The following is a 14,331-nucleotide window of genomic DNA, read 5'->3' on the forward strand; positions in this document are numbered from 1 at the left end:
CGGGCAGGGCGCCAGCCCATAGATTGCCCCGCAATGGCGGATGACGCCGCGAAGGGAGACAATATGCGCCTCGATCTGTTCGGCAGGCTGGCCGGCACCGCCCTCATGGCCATGGGCCTTTCGGCCTGTATCGACGTCAGTATCGACGTCGACGTCACCAGCCCCACCACCGCCCGCGCCACCATGACCCAGGTGATGGGCGCCGATTTCTACGCCATGGTGAAGATGAGCGAGGAAAGCGGCGAGATGGACGAGGGCTCCTTCTGCGGGGACGAGGGGACGCTGACCGAGAACGCCGATGGCAGCGGCACCTGCACCATGGTGGAGGAAGGCCCCTTCGACAGCCTCGATCTGGGCCAGGAGGCTGGCGGCATCACCTTCGCCGCGGCCGGCCCGGGCCTGGTGCGCGTCGCCCTGCCCACTGACGAGATGATGGAGGGGATGGACGCCGAGGAGGACATGGACGAGGAAAGCCGCCAGATGATGGAGGCCTTCTTTGCCGGCCGCACCATCACCATCGGCATTTCGGGCGCCCAGGTCGTCGAGACCAACATGACCCTTTCGGGGGACGGAAGGCGCGCCGAACAGGTCATCCCGCTGCTCGATCTGGTCAACGGCACCGCCGACCTGCCCGACGAGCTCTTCGCGGTGGTGCGCGCGCCTTGAGCGTGTCGCCCGCCATCCGCCTCGCCCTGCTGCCGCATGGCGAGGGCCTGCCCCTGCCGGCGCCCCACAGCCCCTTGGCGGCCGGCGCCGATCTGCGCGCCGCCCTGCCCGAGGGGGAGCCGCTGGAGCTGCCGCCGGGCGGGCGGGCGGTGGTCCCCTGCGGCTTCCGCATGGCGCTGCCGGCCGGCTACGAGGCCCAGATCCGCCCGCGTTCCGGCCTTGCGGCCCGCCATGGGGTGACGGTGCTCAATGCCCCCGGCACCATCGACGCCGATTATCGCGGGGAGGTGATGGCGATCCTGGTCAATCTGGGTGAGGCCGCCTTCAGGATCGAACGGGGCGAGCGCATCGCCCAGATGGTGGTGGCGCCGGTGGTGCGGCCTTCATTCGAATTGGGAGAACTCGATGCGACCCAGCGCGACACGGGCGGCTTCGGCTCGACGGGACGGGGCTGAGCCGGCCCCGCGGCTCCATCCATGGGCGAAAGCCCTGGTCGCGGCGCTCGCTGCGCTCTTGCCCATCGCCACGCCTTCCCTGGCCGGCGACCGGGCGCTGATCGACTTTATCGGCTTTTCCCCCGATTTCCGCTATTTCGCCTTCGAGGAATTCGGCATCCAGGACGGCTCGGGCTTTGCCTATGCCAATCTCTATGTCGTGGACCTGAGCCGCGACGATTGGGTGGCCGGCACGCCGATCCGGGTGCGGGCGGACGATGAGCGGCGTCCGCTGGCCGCAATCCGCGCCGAGGCGGCGGCCGGCGCTGCCGGTCACCTTGCGGAACTGGGCATCGACGTGCCGGTGGAGGTCGCGGCGCTGATCGGCGACGGGGTGCCCGATATCGACGCGAAAAGCCTCGTCTTCGGCGCGCCCGGCTATCAGCCCGGCGCCGTGCTCGACCGCCACGCGCTCGCGCTGGCCACCTTCGAGACGGCTGCGGCCAGTCCCTGCGCCGACTGGTTCGGCACGGCGCCCCTGGGCTTCGCGCTCACCCTGTCGGGGGAGGGCACGGAAACCCTGCTGCATCGCGACGCGGCCCTGCCCCGCTCGCGCGGCTGTCCGCTCGATTACCGCCTCTATGGCGTGGTCATGCCCTTCACCGCGCCGGTGGCGGCCCATGCCGTGGCCATCATTTCGGTCTATCCCGGCGGGTTCGAGGGGCCCGACCGGCGTTTCCTGGCCGTTCCCCTTGGCCGGTGAAGTGCCCCTTTCGCCCGAGGAGACGCGGCGCTATGCGCGCCATCTGGTGCTCAAGGGCATGGGCGGGGCCGGCCAGCAAAGACTGAAATCGGCCCGCATCGCGGTGATCGGCGCCGGGGGGCTGGGCAGTCCCGCCATCGCCTATCTCGCCGCCGCCGGCGTGGGTCGGCTGGGCATCGTCGACGCCGACACCGTGTCGCTCTCCAATCTGCAGCGGCAGATCGTCCACGCCACCGCCGCCATCGGCCGCAACAAGGCGGACAATGCCGGCGCCTTCGCCGCCGCGCTCAATCCCCATGTGGCGCTGGACCTGCATCCCCGGGCCATCACCCGGGACAATGCCCGGGACCTGCTCGGTCCCTATCAGATGGTGCTGGACGGCACCGACAACCTCTCCACCCGCCGCCTCGTCGCTGCGGCGGCGGCGGCGCTGCGCCTGCCGCTGGTCTCGGGCGCCGTCTCGATGTTTTCGGGACAGGTGACGGTCTTCGCCCCGCATCTGGGCGGCCCCGGCCATGACGCCATCTTCCCGCCGGGGGCCAGCGACGCGGCGCTGCCCTCCTGCGAGGCCAACGGCATTCTGGGCCCGGTCACCGGCGTCATCGGCTCGCTCATGGCCATGGAGGCGGTCAAGCTCGCCACCGGCATCGGCACCCCGCTCATCGGCCGGCTGCTGGTCTATGACGGCCGCGAAAGCCGCTTTTCCGAACTGGACTATTGAGGCCCGTCCGGCGCCGCCTCACGCCTCCGGGTGCTTGAACACCAGCGCCGCATTGGTGCCGCCGAAGCCGAAGGAATTGGAGATCACGTGCCCCAGATCCGCCTCGTCGCGGCGCTGGCGCAGGATCGGCATGTCGGCGAAATCGGGGTCGAGCGTCTCGATATTGGCGCTTTCGGCGATGAAGCGGTGCTTCATCATCAGGATCGAATAGATCGCCTCGTGAACGCCCGTGGCCCCCTGGCTGTGGCCGGTCAGCGCCTTGGTGGCCGAGATCGGCGGGCATTTGTCCTCATTGCCGAAGACGGCGCGCAGCGCCTCGATTTCCTTGAGGTCCCCCACCGGGGTCGAGGTGGCGTGCGGGTTGATATAGTCGATCGGCGCCTTCACCCCGGCCAGCGCCATGCGCATGCAGCGCTCGGCGCCCTCGCCCGAGGGCGCCACCATGTCGACGCCGTCCGAGGTGGCGCCATAGCCCACCAGTTCGGCCCAGATGCGGGCGCCGCGCGCCTTGGCGTGCTCGAATTCCTCGAGCACCAGCACGCCCGCGCCCCCCGAGATGACGAAGCCGTCGCGGGCCGCGTCATAGGGGCGGGAGGCCTTTTCCGGCGTCGCGTTGAAATCCGAGCTGAGCGCCCCCATGGCGTCGAACAGATCCGTCAGCGTCCAGTCGAGGTCCTCGTGGCCGCCGGCGAAGACGATGTCCTGCCGGCCCATCATGATCTGCTCCATGGCATTGCCGATGCAGTGCTTGGAGGTGGCGCAGGCGGCGGTGATCGAATAGTTGATGCCCTTGATGCCGAAGGAGGTGGCCAGGGTGGCCGAGGCGGTCGAGCCCATGGCCTTGGGCACGGCCAGCGGCCCGATGCGCCGCGGGCTGGTGTTCTTGCGGGTGATGTCGGCGGCCTCGACGATGGTGCGGGTGGAAGCGCCGCCCGAGCCCATGACGATGCCGGTCATGGGGTTGGAGACGTCCCCGGGCTCGAGGCCGGCATCGGCGATGGCCTGCTGCATGGCCAGATAGTTCCAGGCCGCGCCCTTGCCCATGAAGCGGGTGACGCGGCGGTCCAGCACCTCGAAGGGGTCGAGGCGCGGGTCGCCCTTGACCTGGCTGCGAAAGCCCAGTTCGGCATAATCATCGGCAAAGACGGTGCCGGGCCGGGCCTGGCGCAAACTGTCGGTGACCTCGTCCAGCGAGTTGCCGATCGAGGAAATGATACCCATGCCGGTGACGACAACTCGTCTCATAATGTCCTCGTGCTAGTCTTCATGCGGGCGTCTTGGGGGACGTCTCTTCTATGTTGTACGAATTGGGATTATTTCACCCCCGAGGGATGTTTTTCTTTATTCAGGCGACGGGAATGAGGCCGACCCGGAGATTTTCGGCGATATAGATGGTCTCGCCATCCGCCTTGACGGTGCCCGTGGCGATGCCGAAGGGCAGGGGAGAGCGCATGTGCCGCTTGATGTCGATGCGGTATTCCAGCAGCTTCTTGTCGGTGGTCGCCTGGCCGGTGAACTTGATCTCGCCGCCCAGCGCCCGGCCGCGCCCGGGCGAGCCCGACCACCCCAGGAAGAACCCGGTCATCTGCCAGAGCGCGTCCAGTCCCAGGCAGCCGGGCATCACCGGGTCGCCGATGAAGTGGCACTGGAAGAACCACAGATCCGGGCGCAGGTCGAGCTCGGCCACCACATAGCCCTTGCCGTGGGCGCCGCCGGTTTCCTCGATATGGGTGATGCGGTCGAACATCAGCATGGGCGGCGCGGGCAGGCGCGCATCGCCCTGTCCGGGCAGTTCGCCGCGGCCATGGGCCAGCAATTCCTCATATCCGAATGCGTTCTGCCTGTCGGCCATGGAGATGTTCCCCGCTCCTGTTCAAGCCCCGTCTCGTATAGGGGCGCATGGTGAGGGTCAAGCCGGCCGAAAGCCCATGCCGGGAGCTGCGGCGGTCGGTCCGCTTGTCTCGGGCGGTCCGCGACAGTATAAGAACCCCAGTAATTCCGGACCCCTATGACGAGACCTTCAGGCCCCATGCCCGATCGCAGCCTTGCCACCCGGCCCCATCCATCCCGCAAGCCGTGCCTGACCGCCGTTCTGCGCATGGCCGGCCTGCGCCCGACCCGGCAGCGCGTGGCCCTGGCCGAGCTGCTGTTCGGCGGGCCGCACCGCCATGTCAGCGCCGAGCAATTGCACAGCGAGGCCGCCGCCGCCAAGGTCAATGTCTCGCTCGCCACCATCTACAACACGCTGCACCAGTTCCACGAGGCGGGGCTGCTGCGCGAAGTGGCGATCGACGCGGCGCGGTCCTATTTCGATACCGACACCTCGGACCACCACCATTTCTTCGTCGAGGACGAGCAGCGCATGATCGACATCCCCGCCGAGGCGGTGGAGTTCAAGGCCCTGCCCGAGGCGCCCCAGGGCATGGAAGTGGCCCATGTCGACGTGGTGATCCGCGTCCGCAAGACCCCGGCCTGAGCCCGGCCCGGGCCTGAGACGAATCGTCCGACCCCTCCATCCGCGCCCGTGACAAACCGGTTCGGCTTGCTCATAGTGTGCCCGGTTTCAACAGCGGCAAGGGTGGCCGATGCCCGAAAAGGTCAATCTGAAAGCCTATTTCGAGCGAATCGGCTTTGCCGGTTCCATCGCTCCCACACTGGCGACACTGGAATTGCTGCACGCGCTGCATCCCGCCGCCATTCCCTTCGAAAATCTCGATCCCCTGCTGGGTGAGGCGGTCCGGCTCGACCAGGCCAGCCTCGAGCGCAAGCTGCTCGCCGAGGGGCGCGGCGGCTATTGCTTCGAGCACAATATGCTGTTCATGCGCATCCTGCGCGATCTCGACTATACGGTGCGCCCGCTGCTGGCGCGGGTGGTCTGGACCGATCCGTCCGGCGCCGATCGGCCGCCCAGCCATCTGCTGCTGCTGGTCGAGATCAACGGCCAGGCCTATATCGCCGATGTGGGCTTTGGCGGCCTGACCCTGACCACGCCCCTGCGCCTGCGCGCCGGCGTCGAGCAGTCGACGCCCCATGAAAGCTTCCGCCTCACCGGCGGGGACCCGGACTGGACGCTGGAGGTCGGGAACGGCGAGGACTGGCGCGCGGTCTATCTGTTCACCCTCGATCCGGTCGAGGAAGCCGATATCGGCCCGCTCAACCAGCGCCTTTCGACCGATCCCTCCTCCCCCTTCACCCGCGAGATCAGGGTGGCGCTGGCGCCCACCGGCAAGCGGCTCAAGCTGCATGACGGCCGGTTCACCATCCAGCCGGTGGGGGGCGAAAGGCAGGAGCGCGTCATTACCGGCATCGAGCAATTGCGCTCGGTGCTGACCGAGGAGTTCGGCCTGGTCCTGCCCAATGACGAGCGGCTGGAGCCGGCGCTGGCCGCCTGCCTGTCCCGGGCCTGAGCGGAACAGGATGGAGGAGATACTGGCATGATCACCGTTTTCGGCTCCACCAATCTCGACCAGGTCGGCACCGTCACCCGCCTGCCGGCGCCCGGTGAAACGGTGGCGGGGGGCAGTTTTTCCATGGCGCCGGGGGGCAAGGGCGCCAACCAGGCGCTGGCCGCGCGCCGCGCCGGCGCCCGGGTGCTTCACGTCTCGGCGGTGGGGCAAGACGCCTTTGCCGACATGGCGCTGGCGCTGCTCGAGGCGGGCGGGGTGGATTTGTCGCAGATGCGCCGGGCCGATGCCGCGACCGGCATCGCCATGATCTTCGTCGACCGGCAGGGCGAGAACGTCATCGCCATCCTGCCCGGCGCCAACGGCACGATGAGCCCCGGGGACGCCGAGCGCGGCCTGGCCGCCCTCGCCGCCGGCGATACCCTGCTGGTGCAGCAGGAAGTGCCGCAGGCCGCCACGCGCCGCGCCCTCGAGATCGCCCGCGAGAAAGGCGCGCTGAGCCTGCTCAACACCGCGCCCTTCCTGCCCGACACGGCGGAGCTGGCGCGCCTCGCCGATATCGTCATCGCCAACGAAACCGAATTTTCCCTGCTTTCGGGCCGGCCCATCGCCGAGCTCGACGCGGCGATGGCCGACTGGGTGGCGGCGACCGGCCGCACCATCGTCGTCACCCTCGGGGCCGAGGGCGCCCGCGCCCGCACTCCGGACGGCGCCCTCTCGGTGCCCGCCCACCCCGTCGTGCCGGTGGACACGGTGGGCGCCGGCGACACGTTTTGCGGCTATCTCGCCGCGGCGCTCGACGCCGGCCTCGACCTCGGGCGCGCCCTTCACCGCGCCGCCGTCGCGGGGAGCCTCGCCTGCCTCAATCCCGGCGCCCAGCCGGCCATTCCCCTCAAGGCCGACGTCGACGCCATCGCCGGATAGCGCCTCCGCGTCGCCCTCATCCGCCTATGCTGCCCCCTCACCACCGCTGCCCGACCCATCGTCACCGCCCGGTTCATCCGGGCGGTCCATGCCATATAGCGGTGGACTGGATTGCCCGGATGAGCCGGGCAATGACGCAGGAGGGGCGCGCTCGGTTGGCGCTGCCCCTTGGTCTCAACGGCACCCCCCCAAAAAAACGCAAAAAGCGGGCCCTGCGACCCGCTTTCCACGAACCGGTCCGGCGCGGCGCCTATCGGGGCGCCAGCACCATCACCATCTGCCGGCCTTCCGAGCGGGGCTGGCTTTCCACCTTGGCGATCTCGTCCATCTGCTCGCGCACCTTCATCAGCAATTGCATGCCGATATCCTGGTGGGCCATTTCGCGGCCCCGGAAGCGCATGGTCACCTTGACCCGGTCGCCTTCGCCGATGAAGCGCTGCACCGCCTTCATCTTGGTGTTGTAGTCGTGGTCGTTGATGTTCGGCCGGAGCTGAACTTCCTTGACCTCGATCACCTTCTGCTTCTTGCGCGCCTCGGCCGCCTTTTTCTGCGCGGCGTATTTGTAGCGCCCGAGATCGAGCATCTTGGCCACGGGCGGGTTGGAGTTCGCGGCGATCAGGACCAGGTCGAGCCCGGCCTCCTGCGCTTCGGCCAGCGCTTCGCGGGTGCGGACGACGCCGCGGTTTTCACCGCTCGCATCGATGAGCTGAACGTCGGGGCTGGTGATATCCTCATTGGCGAGCGGCCCATCTTTCTGGGGCGCAATGGGTCTCATGGGACGACGAATGGCAAGCGTTCCTTATGCTGATGGAAGGAGGGTTGGAAATCGGCCCTAAAATCGTGTTAGCGGCGTCATAAGTCAACTGGCGCCGGTGCGGAATCTGTTTCCGTGTGCCCGGAACGCTCCGGCACGGCGCCCGAACCATCACCGGAGCCGCAATGAATTCTCCCAACGCCTTCCGTCTTGCCGTCGGCATTGGCGCCGACATGCGGGAAATCGCCGTGGAGCAGCGCCCCGGCGCCGCGCCCGGCCTTTTCTGGCTCAACGGCTTCCGCTCGGTGATGACCGGGCGAAAGGCCATGGCGCTCGAGGCTCTGGGCGCCGAGCGGGGGCTCGAGGTCACCCGCTTCGACTATTCGGGCCATGGCGCCTCGGGCGGCCGCCTCGGGCAGGGGACCATCAGCCGCTGGCTCGAGGAGGCCGAAGCGGTGCTGGCCCGAACCGCCGGGCCGCAGATCGTGGGCGGCTCCTCCATGGGCGGCTGGCTCGCCCTGCTGCTGGCCCGCCGCCAACTGGCCGCCGGACGGAAGCTGCGGGGCCTGGTGCTCGTCGCTCCGGCGGTCGACGCCACGCGCCTCATCGCCGCCCGCATGAGCCCGGAACAGCGGCGCGATCTCGACCGGCAGGGCTATTTCGAGCGCGACAGCCGCTATGGCGACGGCCTTTATCGCTACGGCCGGGACCTGCTCGAGGACGGCGAGCGCCATTGCCTCCTGGGCGCGGTGATCGAGACCGGCTGCCCGGTCCATATCCTGCAGGGCGGCCTGGACCCCGACGTGCCCGCCGCCCATGCGCGAAAACTGCTCACCCACATCCTGCACGATCCGGTCACCTTCACCCTGGTGCCCGATGGCGATCACCGCCTCAGCCGCGACACGGACCTGGCGCTGTTGCGGAACGCGGTGACCGGGATGGCGTGACGATCAGTCCCGGACGAGCCGCAGCAGCGGCTCGAAACGATAAAGTGCCGGCCGGCGCCCGGCAGCGCTCTCCACCGTTTCCAGCAGCCTGTTCTCGCTGAGGATCCGGATAAGCCGGTGCGCCGTGGGTGCCGGTATGCCGGAACGGCCAGTGAAAATATTGTTCCGGAAAATGGGACGGGCGAATACGAAATCGAGGGCGGTGATGCTCCACTGATTTCTGAGAAGCCGTCGGAATTCTTCCTTCATCTCCTCATAAAGCGATCTGATCCTTTCCGCCTGAATGAGATTTCTATTGGCCTGCTCCTCGATGGCCGCCAGGAAGAACAATATCCAGTCTGTCCATTCCCCGCGTGCGGACACGGCGCGCATCTTGTCTATATATTCGTCGCGCCGCTCCTCGAAATAACCGCTGATATAGAAATGCGGCGCCTCTATCGCGCCGTAATGCCACAACATCAGGGTGATCAGCATGCGCCCGACCCGGCCATTGCCGTCCTTGAACGGGTGCAGCGCCTCGAATTCGAGATGCGCCAAGGCCGTCCGGATCAGCAATTCCCATTCGTCATCATCGATGAAATCCGTCAGTTTCTCCATGCCCAGGCCGAGCGCTTGCGGGTTGATCGGGATGAACTGCACCTTCCTGCGCGACCGGTCCGCGAGATAATTCTGTTCGGTCTTGAATTCTCCCGGATTGAGGCTCGCTCCCCGTCCGAACCCCAGAAGCACGCGATGAGCCGAGCGTATGAGCCAGGGCGAGATCGATGCGCCATCCTTGATAGCCTGATGTGCCTGCGTCAGCGCGCGGCTATACAGATAGACCTCCACCGCTTCACTGCGATAGCGATGGGGATCGACCGCTCCGTCATCCTCCTGGTCGGCCTCATAGCGCAGCACTTCATCCAGCGTGCTCACGGTTCCTTCCATGCGGGACGAGACGACGGCCTCCTGATTGCGAAGGGGGGCAAGCAGGATTTCGCTATTGTGCATGCCCTTCAGCATCTGGTCGTATCGCGCCAAGGCCGCGGCGGCGGAAGACAAGGGCTTTATGAGACGCCTCATATCGAGGGTTTCAGGCGGAAACCGGTCATAATGGTAGTCCACCGCCTCACTCAGATCGAATTCCGCCATGGGACTGCCTGTCAGGATCGATGGTTTTTGCGATAAGAGGTATCTTATCTGTCTTATGCGATACACAAAGGATTTTGTCTATCAAAAATTCCTTTTAATGATAGACATTGGCGCTAGAGGTTCGCCAGAGCGACTCAAGGAGGTTTGATTCTCGAGAGGGGCTGAAATTGAAAATCAAACCCGCGTCGCCAGCCGCGTTTTCTGCCGGCCCGCTTCATCGAAATTGTCCGGGGCCAGCCAGCGCTGATACTCGCTGCGCAGGGCCGGCCATTCGCCGTCGATGATGGAGAACCAGGCGGTGTCGCGGTTCTCGCCCTTGGCGATGCGGTCCTGCCGGAACACCCCTTCGGGGCGGAAGCCGAAGCGCCGCGCCGCCGTCTTGGAGGCCTGGTTGCGGTCGTTGCATTTCCATTCGAAGCGCCGATAGCCCAGATCGTCGAAGGCATGGCGGGCGAAGAGGTAAAGCGCCTCGGTGGCGAGCCGGGTCCGCGCCATGGGCAGGCCCCAATGGATGCCGCCGATTTCGATGGAGCCGTGCTCGGGAAAGATGCGCATCCAGGCCTGCTGGCCCACCGCCCGGCCCGTTTGCCGGTCGATCACCGCCACATGGCGGTCCTGGCCGGCATTGGCGAGGTCGATGCGCGCCGCCATTTCCGCAAGGCTGAGCGGCGCGTCGTGGAACAGCCAGCGATAGCGCTCCGGCCCGCCCGGCAGCGTCGAGACCGCGAACAGGTCGGCGGCGTGACGCCGTTCGAGCGGTTCGAGCCGCACATAGCGCCCCTCGAGAACGATGCGCGCGGGCGCGGAAACGGCCGGGCTGATCGTCATGTTTCCGCCTCGAGAATGGAGGCCAGCCCGGCGCGATAGTCCGGATACAGCAGCTCGATCCCCAGCGCCGCCTTGATGGCGCGATTGCAGACGCGCTTGTTGTCGCGGTAGAAGCCGCGCTGCATCGGGGTCATCGCCGCCGTCGCGAACGCCTCCTCGGGCGGCGGCGCCATGCCGATCAGGGCGGCGGCATGGGCGGTGACCTCCTGGGGCGGGGCGGGCGCATCGTCGGCGAGGTTGAAGGTGCCGGCGAGGCGCCGCTGCGCCGCCAGCGCGGTCACCCGGGCGATATCGGCGCGATGGATGCGGTTGAACACCTGGCCGGGCTTGACGATGCGCCGCGCCGTGCCCGCGCGCAGCTTGTCGAAGGCGGAGCGGCCCGGCCCGTAGATGCCGGCCAGCCGCAGGACCAGCAGCTTGATGCCCCGCGCCGCCGCATAGGCGCGCCATTCGTCCTCGGCCAGCACCCGCCAGTCCGAGCGCATATTGCGCGGCACCAGCGGCGCGCGCTCGTCGATCCAGGCGCCGTCGAAATCCCCATAGACCCCGATAGTGGAATAATAGCACAGCCATTCCAGGTCCCGGGCGGCGTCGAGCTCGTCGCGGTGATGGCGCAGCACCGGATCGCCGTCCTCGTCCGGGGCGATCGACTGGATCACGTGCGAGACGCCCGTTGCGAGGGCCGGCCCCACTTCGGGCCCCTTCTGCCGGCCGTCGAAAATCATCGCCCCGAGCGAGCGCTCGGCGAGGGCGGCGGCTTTCTGCGCGGTCCTCACCGTTCCCGCCATGCCGGCGAAGGCGCCGGTTCCGCGCATGAAGTCGGCGCTGGCGCCGGCCGAATAGCCCAGTCCGAAAAAGAAGGCCCGCATCACACCGCTCCGTCCCATTCCGCCCGCACGCTCTCATCGCTCTCGGCGGCCAGCCTGTCCAGCCGCATCGTCGCGGCCCGGGCCGGATCGAGCCGCCGCAGCGCCCAGATCGCGGCGCCCCGCACCAGCGGCGAGGGATCGCCGAGCCGCGCCACGACCGCCGGCACCAGCGCCTGCTGGCCGGAATTGCCGATGCCGATCAGCACGTTGCGCAGGAACCGGGCATGGCCGATGCGCTTGACCGGCGAGCCGGAAAACAGCGTCCGGAACCCCGCATCGTCCAGCTTCACCAGTTCGGCCAGCGCCGGCCGCTCCAGTTCAGGCCGGCTGCGCAGCCGCGCCTCGCGGCTGACCGAGGCGAATTTGTTCCACGGGCAGACCGCCAGGCAGTCGTCGCAGCCATAGATGCGATTGCCCATGGGAATGCGGAATTCGCGCGGGATCTGCCCTTTGTGCTCGACGCTGTAATAGGCGAGGCATTTGCGCGCATCGAGCTGGAAGGGGGCGGGGAACGCCCCGGTGGGGCAGATGTCGAGGCAGCGCGTGCACGAGCCGCAGCTTTCCCGCTGCGGCGCGTCCGCCGGCAGCTCGGCGCTGGTCAGGATGGCGCCCAGGAACAGCCAGGAGCCGAATTCCCGGCTCACCAGCACCGAGTGCTTGCCCTGCCAGCCCAGCCCCGCCGCCTCGGCCAGCGGCTTTTCCATCAGGGGAGCGGTGTCGACGAATACCTTGACCTCCGCTCCGGAGCGCCGCGCCAGCAGCCCCGCCACCTCCTTGAGCCGCCCCTTGATGATGTCGTGATAGTCGCGGTTGCGGGCATAGGCGGAGATGATCCCCACCTGTTTTTCGCCCAGCAGGGCCATGGAATCGAGCTCGGGCCCGTAATTCACTCCGAGCAGGATCACCGATCGGGCGTCCGTCCAGAGCCTTTGCGGGGCGCCGCGTCGGTCCTCGGTCTGCTCCATCCATGCCATGTCGGCGTGCCAGCCCGCCGCCAAAGCGTGGCGCAGCTTTGCCGGCAGGTCCGGGCGGGCATCGGCGCGGGCGATGCCGAAGGCGTCGAAGCCCAGCGCCAGCGCCCGCTCCCGCAGCGCGGCGACGAGTTTTTCCCCGCCGGAAGGGGCCGGGGGGCCGGGGTCAGAAATCGAGGTCCGCATAGCCTTTCGAGGGCGGCATGGCCACCACGCGGTCGTTGAGCAGGGTGCGGAAGGCCGGGCGCGACTTGAGGCGCGAATACCAGTCGCGGGTTTCCGAGCCGGCCTTGGCCCAGTCGATGTCGCCCATATAGTCCAGCGTCGAGAAATGCGCCGCGAGGGCGAAGTCGGCCAGCGTCATCTCCTCGCCCGCCAGCCAGTTGCGGCTGGCCAGCAGCCAGTTGAAATAGAGCATGTGCTCGTTGAGATTGGCCTTGGCCGCGCGCAGCACCGAGGGCTCGGGGGTGGCGCCGCGCTGGTCGCGCTTGGCGATCTTTTCCTCGATGAGATAGCGGGTCACCTCGTCGTCGAACTTGACCAGCACCCATTCGGCCAGCCGCCACATCTCGGCGCGGTCCAGCGGGGCGGCGGGGAACAGCCCTCCCACCGCCTCGGGGGTATAGAAATCCTCCACCGCATGGATCGAGGCCAGCACGCCCACGATGGGCATCTCGGCATCGGTGAACAGGATGGGCAGGCTGGCGGCCGGATTGAGCTCCAGCAGCGCCTCCTCGCGCAGCCAGGGCTTCACCTCTTCCAGATCCAGCGGCACGCCATATTCGGCGCACATCAGCCGGATGAGGCGCGAGGCGGGATCGAGGGGATAGTGCACGAGGCTGGGCATCGGGACGCTCTGATTGCTGGCGGCCGCCCGCCCAAACCCCGCCTTGGCGCCCGTGGCGAACACGGCTAAGAGGTTTGGCCGCAACGGCCCTTCGAAACGAGTTAGGGGATCAGATGAACGCCGATCAAGGTCTTTTTGTGCCCCTGGTGCTGGGAATCCTCGAAGGGCTTACCGAATTCCTGCCGGTCAGCTCCACCGGACACCTGCTGCTGGCCGGTCATTTCTTCGGCCTCTCCCGGCCGGCCACCTTCGTCGTCCTCATCCAGCTCGGGGCGATCCTGGCCGTCATCACCATCTATTTTACCCGGCTGGGCCTGTTGATCCGCGATGCGCTGACCGGAAAGGCCTATGCCTGGCACTTCGCGCTGGCGGTCGTCCTGGCCAGCATTCCCGGCGCCCTGGCCGGGGTGCTGTTCCGCGATTACATCCAGCAGGTCATCTATGAGACGCCCCTGGTGATCTGCATCTCGCTGCTGGTGGGCGGGGTGGTGCTGCTGCTGGTCGACCGCATGCCGCGGCGCGAGAAATACGACGACATCTACACCTATCCCTGGCATCTGGCGCTGATCGTGGGCCTGTTCCAGATGATCGCGCTCATTCCCGGCGTGTCGCGTTCGGGCGCCACCGTGGTCGGGGCCATGCTGTTCGGCGCCACCAAGCGCTCGGCGGCCGAATTCACCTTCTTCATCGCCCTGCCGATCATGGCCGGTGCCTTCGGCTACGATCTCTACAAGAGCCGCGAGCTGATCGATCCGGGCCTGGGGCTCGATATCGCCATCGGCTTTGCCGCCGCCTTCGTGGTCGGCGCGCTGGTGGTGCGCTACCTGCTCGATTTCGTCTCCCGCCACGGCTTCGCGCCCTTCGCCTGGTGGCGGATCGTGGTTGGGGGTCTGGGGCTGGTCGCCATCCTCGCCTTCGGCCTCTGAGCCCCGGTTCCCCCTCTCCTCCTGTGGGGAGTGTTCATTTCGGGCTTTTGGCTCAATTTATCTCCCACACCGGGCTTCCCTCGGGCTTGTGTGGACGATTTTTGCTTTACTGCTTGCATCAGCCGGGATGCGCATCCCGGCTGATG

General features: G+C 67.5%; 17 protein-coding genes. 9 read left to right on the top strand and 8 right to left on the bottom strand.

Features of this window, described 5'->3' with window-relative positions; all coding sequences use genetic code 11:
• Positions 1-33 precede the first annotated feature (33 nt).
• The 4 genes from ACFOOL_RS10930 to moeB are packed head-to-tail and all read left to right on the top strand — an operon-like array spanning position 34 to position 2,584.
• Positions 34-666 carry a hypothetical protein gene (locus ACFOOL_RS10930; protein WP_380097044.1) on the top strand — a complete coding sequence of 211 codons (633 nt, stop codon included), beginning with the start codon at positions 34-36 and terminating at the stop codon, positions 664-666.
• Positions 663-1,121, top strand: coding sequence for a dUTP diphosphatase (dut, locus tag ACFOOL_RS10935; protein ID WP_380097045.1), 459 nt, complete (start codon positions 663-665; stop codon positions 1,119-1,121). The genes ACFOOL_RS10930 and dut overlap by 4 nt, the downstream gene beginning before the upstream one ends.
• On the top strand, positions 1,072-1,863 hold the full coding sequence (locus ACFOOL_RS10940; protein WP_380097046.1) for a DUF2259 domain-containing protein: 792 nt from the start codon (positions 1,072-1,074) through the stop codon (positions 1,861-1,863). Before dut ends, ACFOOL_RS10940 begins: the two co-directional genes overlap by 50 nt.
• A gap of 1 nt (position 1,864) precedes the next feature.
• On the top strand, positions 1,865-2,584 hold the full coding sequence (gene moeB / locus ACFOOL_RS10945) for a molybdopterin-synthase adenylyltransferase MoeB (protein WP_380097047.1): 720 nt from the start codon (positions 1,865-1,867) through the stop codon (positions 2,582-2,584).
• Positions 2,585-2,602: 18 nt separating this feature from the next.
• Here the strand turns inward: moeB and fabB are convergent, their stop codons facing one another.
• Both fabB and fabA read right to left on the bottom strand, forming a co-directional pair.
• Positions 2,603-3,829: a beta-ketoacyl-ACP synthase I gene (gene fabB, locus ACFOOL_RS10950; protein ID WP_380097048.1), complete on the bottom strand. Its 1,227-nt coding sequence runs from the start codon at positions 3,827-3,829 to the stop codon at positions 2,603-2,605.
• Positions 3,830-3,929: 100 nt separating this feature from the next.
• On the bottom strand, positions 3,930-4,436 hold the full coding sequence (gene fabA, locus ACFOOL_RS10955) for a 3-hydroxyacyl-[acyl-carrier-protein] dehydratase FabA (RefSeq protein ID WP_380097050.1): 507 nt from the start codon (positions 4,434-4,436) through the stop codon (positions 3,930-3,932).
• Between the two features lie 177 nt (positions 4,437-4,613).
• Here fabA and irrA point away from each other — a divergent pair, with 177 nt between their 5' ends.
• From irrA to ACFOOL_RS10970, 3 genes are all read left to right on the top strand, one after another.
• The gene (gene irrA, locus ACFOOL_RS10960; protein ID WP_380097051.1) at positions 4,614-5,060 is read left to right on the top strand and encodes an iron response transcriptional regulator IrrA; all 447 of its coding nucleotides are present in this window, start codon (positions 4,614-4,616) and stop codon (positions 5,058-5,060) included.
• Between the two features lie 109 nt (positions 5,061-5,169).
• Positions 5,170-5,991 carry an arylamine N-acetyltransferase family protein gene (locus ACFOOL_RS10965; protein WP_380097052.1) on the top strand — a complete coding sequence of 274 codons (822 nt, stop codon included), beginning with the start codon at positions 5,170-5,172 and terminating at the stop codon, positions 5,989-5,991.
• A 27-nt stretch (positions 5,992-6,018) separates the two neighbouring features.
• A complete protein-coding gene (locus ACFOOL_RS10970; RefSeq protein ID WP_380097054.1) occupies positions 6,019-6,912 on the top strand; it encodes a ribokinase in 894 nt (297 codons plus the stop codon).
• A 250-nt stretch (positions 6,913-7,162) separates the two neighbouring features.
• On the opposite strand, the gene infC is transcribed toward ACFOOL_RS10970, so the two are convergent.
• The gene (gene infC / locus ACFOOL_RS10975) at positions 7,163-7,699 is read right to left on the bottom strand and encodes a translation initiation factor IF-3 (protein WP_380097065.1); all 537 of its coding nucleotides are present in this window, start codon (positions 7,697-7,699) and stop codon (positions 7,163-7,165) included.
• Positions 7,700-7,851: 152 nt separating this feature from the next.
• Here infC and ACFOOL_RS10980 point away from each other — a divergent pair, with 152 nt between their 5' ends.
• Entirely contained in the window at positions 7,852-8,613 is a 762-nt protein-coding gene (locus ACFOOL_RS10980; RefSeq protein ID WP_380097055.1) for an alpha/beta hydrolase, read from the top strand.
• A gap of 3 nt (positions 8,614-8,616) precedes the next feature.
• Here ACFOOL_RS10980 and ACFOOL_RS10985 read toward each other — a convergent pair whose 3' ends face one another.
• From ACFOOL_RS10985 to ACFOOL_RS11005, 5 genes are all read right to left on the bottom strand, one after another.
• Positions 8,617-9,744, bottom strand: a complete 1,128-nt coding sequence (locus tag ACFOOL_RS10985) for a Fic family protein (protein WP_380097057.1) — start codon at positions 9,742-9,744, stop codon at positions 8,617-8,619.
• Between the two features lie 174 nt (positions 9,745-9,918).
• A complete protein-coding gene (locus tag ACFOOL_RS10990) occupies positions 9,919-10,572 on the bottom strand; it encodes a GNAT family N-acetyltransferase (RefSeq protein WP_380097058.1) in 654 nt (217 codons plus the stop codon).
• Positions 10,569-11,441: an NAD-dependent epimerase/dehydratase family protein gene (locus ACFOOL_RS10995; protein ID WP_380097060.1), complete on the bottom strand. Its 873-nt coding sequence runs from the start codon at positions 11,439-11,441 to the stop codon at positions 10,569-10,571. The genes ACFOOL_RS10990 and ACFOOL_RS10995 overlap by 4 nt, the downstream gene beginning before the upstream one ends.
• Positions 11,441-12,598: a tRNA epoxyqueuosine(34) reductase QueG gene (gene queG / locus ACFOOL_RS11000; protein ID WP_380097061.1), complete on the bottom strand. Its 1,158-nt coding sequence runs from the start codon at positions 12,596-12,598 to the stop codon at positions 11,441-11,443. Before queG ends, ACFOOL_RS10995 begins: the two co-directional genes overlap by 1 nt.
• Positions 12,579-13,259, bottom strand: a complete 681-nt coding sequence (locus ACFOOL_RS11005) for a glutathione S-transferase family protein (protein ID WP_380097062.1) — start codon at positions 13,257-13,259, stop codon at positions 12,579-12,581. The genes queG and ACFOOL_RS11005 overlap by 20 nt, the downstream gene beginning before the upstream one ends.
• A gap of 113 nt (positions 13,260-13,372) precedes the next feature.
• Between ACFOOL_RS11005 and ACFOOL_RS11010 the strand changes: the two genes are divergently transcribed.
• Complete coding sequence (locus tag ACFOOL_RS11010) at positions 13,373-14,185, top strand: undecaprenyl-diphosphate phosphatase (RefSeq protein WP_380097063.1); 813 nt, start codon at positions 13,373-13,375, stop codon at positions 14,183-14,185.
• Positions 14,186-14,331: the final 146 nt, after the last annotated feature.

It is taken from the genome of Devosia honganensis (assembly GCF_042648785.1).
Taxonomy (GTDB): Bacteria; Pseudomonadota; Alphaproteobacteria; order Rhizobiales; family Devosiaceae; genus Devosia; species Devosia honganensis.

Excerpts from the sequence above, each read along its gene's own strand:
- fabA (WP_380097050.1), bottom strand. The coding sequence starts at position 4,436 with ATGGCCGACAGGCAGAACGCATTCGGATATGAGGAATTGCTGGCCCAT.
- ACFOOL_RS10985 (WP_380097057.1), bottom strand. The coding sequence starts at position 9,744 with ATGGCGGAATTCGATCTGAGTGAGGCGGTGGACTACCATTATGACCGG.
- ACFOOL_RS10940 (WP_380097046.1), top strand. The coding sequence starts at position 1,072 with ATGCGACCCAGCGCGACACGGGCGGCTTCGGCTCGACGGGACGGGGCT.
- ACFOOL_RS10970 (WP_380097054.1), top strand. The coding sequence starts at position 6,019 with ATGATCACCGTTTTCGGCTCCACCAATCTCGACCAGGTCGGCACCGTC.
- queG (WP_380097061.1), bottom strand. The coding sequence starts at position 12,598 with ATGCGGACCTCGATTTCTGACCCCGGCCCCCCGGCCCCTTCCGGCGGG.
- ACFOOL_RS11010 (WP_380097063.1), top strand. The coding sequence starts at position 13,373 with ATGAACGCCGATCAAGGTCTTTTTGTGCCCCTGGTGCTGGGAATCCTC.
- ACFOOL_RS10980 (WP_380097055.1), top strand. The coding sequence starts at position 7,852 with ATGAATTCTCCCAACGCCTTCCGTCTTGCCGTCGGCATTGGCGCCGAC.
- ACFOOL_RS10995 (WP_380097060.1), bottom strand. The coding sequence starts at position 11,441 with ATGCGGGCCTTCTTTTTCGGACTGGGCTATTCGGCCGGCGCCAGCGCC.
- irrA (WP_380097051.1), top strand. The coding sequence starts at position 4,614 with ATGCCCGATCGCAGCCTTGCCACCCGGCCCCATCCATCCCGCAAGCCG.
- ACFOOL_RS10965 (WP_380097052.1), top strand. The coding sequence starts at position 5,170 with ATGCCCGAAAAGGTCAATCTGAAAGCCTATTTCGAGCGAATCGGCTTT.
- ACFOOL_RS11005 (WP_380097062.1), bottom strand. The coding sequence starts at position 13,259 with ATGCCCAGCCTCGTGCACTATCCCCTCGATCCCGCCTCGCGCCTCATC.
- ACFOOL_RS10930 (WP_380097044.1), top strand. The coding sequence starts at position 34 with ATGGCGGATGACGCCGCGAAGGGAGACAATATGCGCCTCGATCTGTTC.
- ACFOOL_RS10990 (WP_380097058.1), bottom strand. The coding sequence starts at position 10,572 with ATGACGATCAGCCCGGCCGTTTCCGCGCCCGCGCGCATCGTTCTCGAG.
- fabB (WP_380097048.1), bottom strand. The coding sequence starts at position 3,829 with ATGAGACGAGTTGTCGTCACCGGCATGGGTATCATTTCCTCGATCGGC.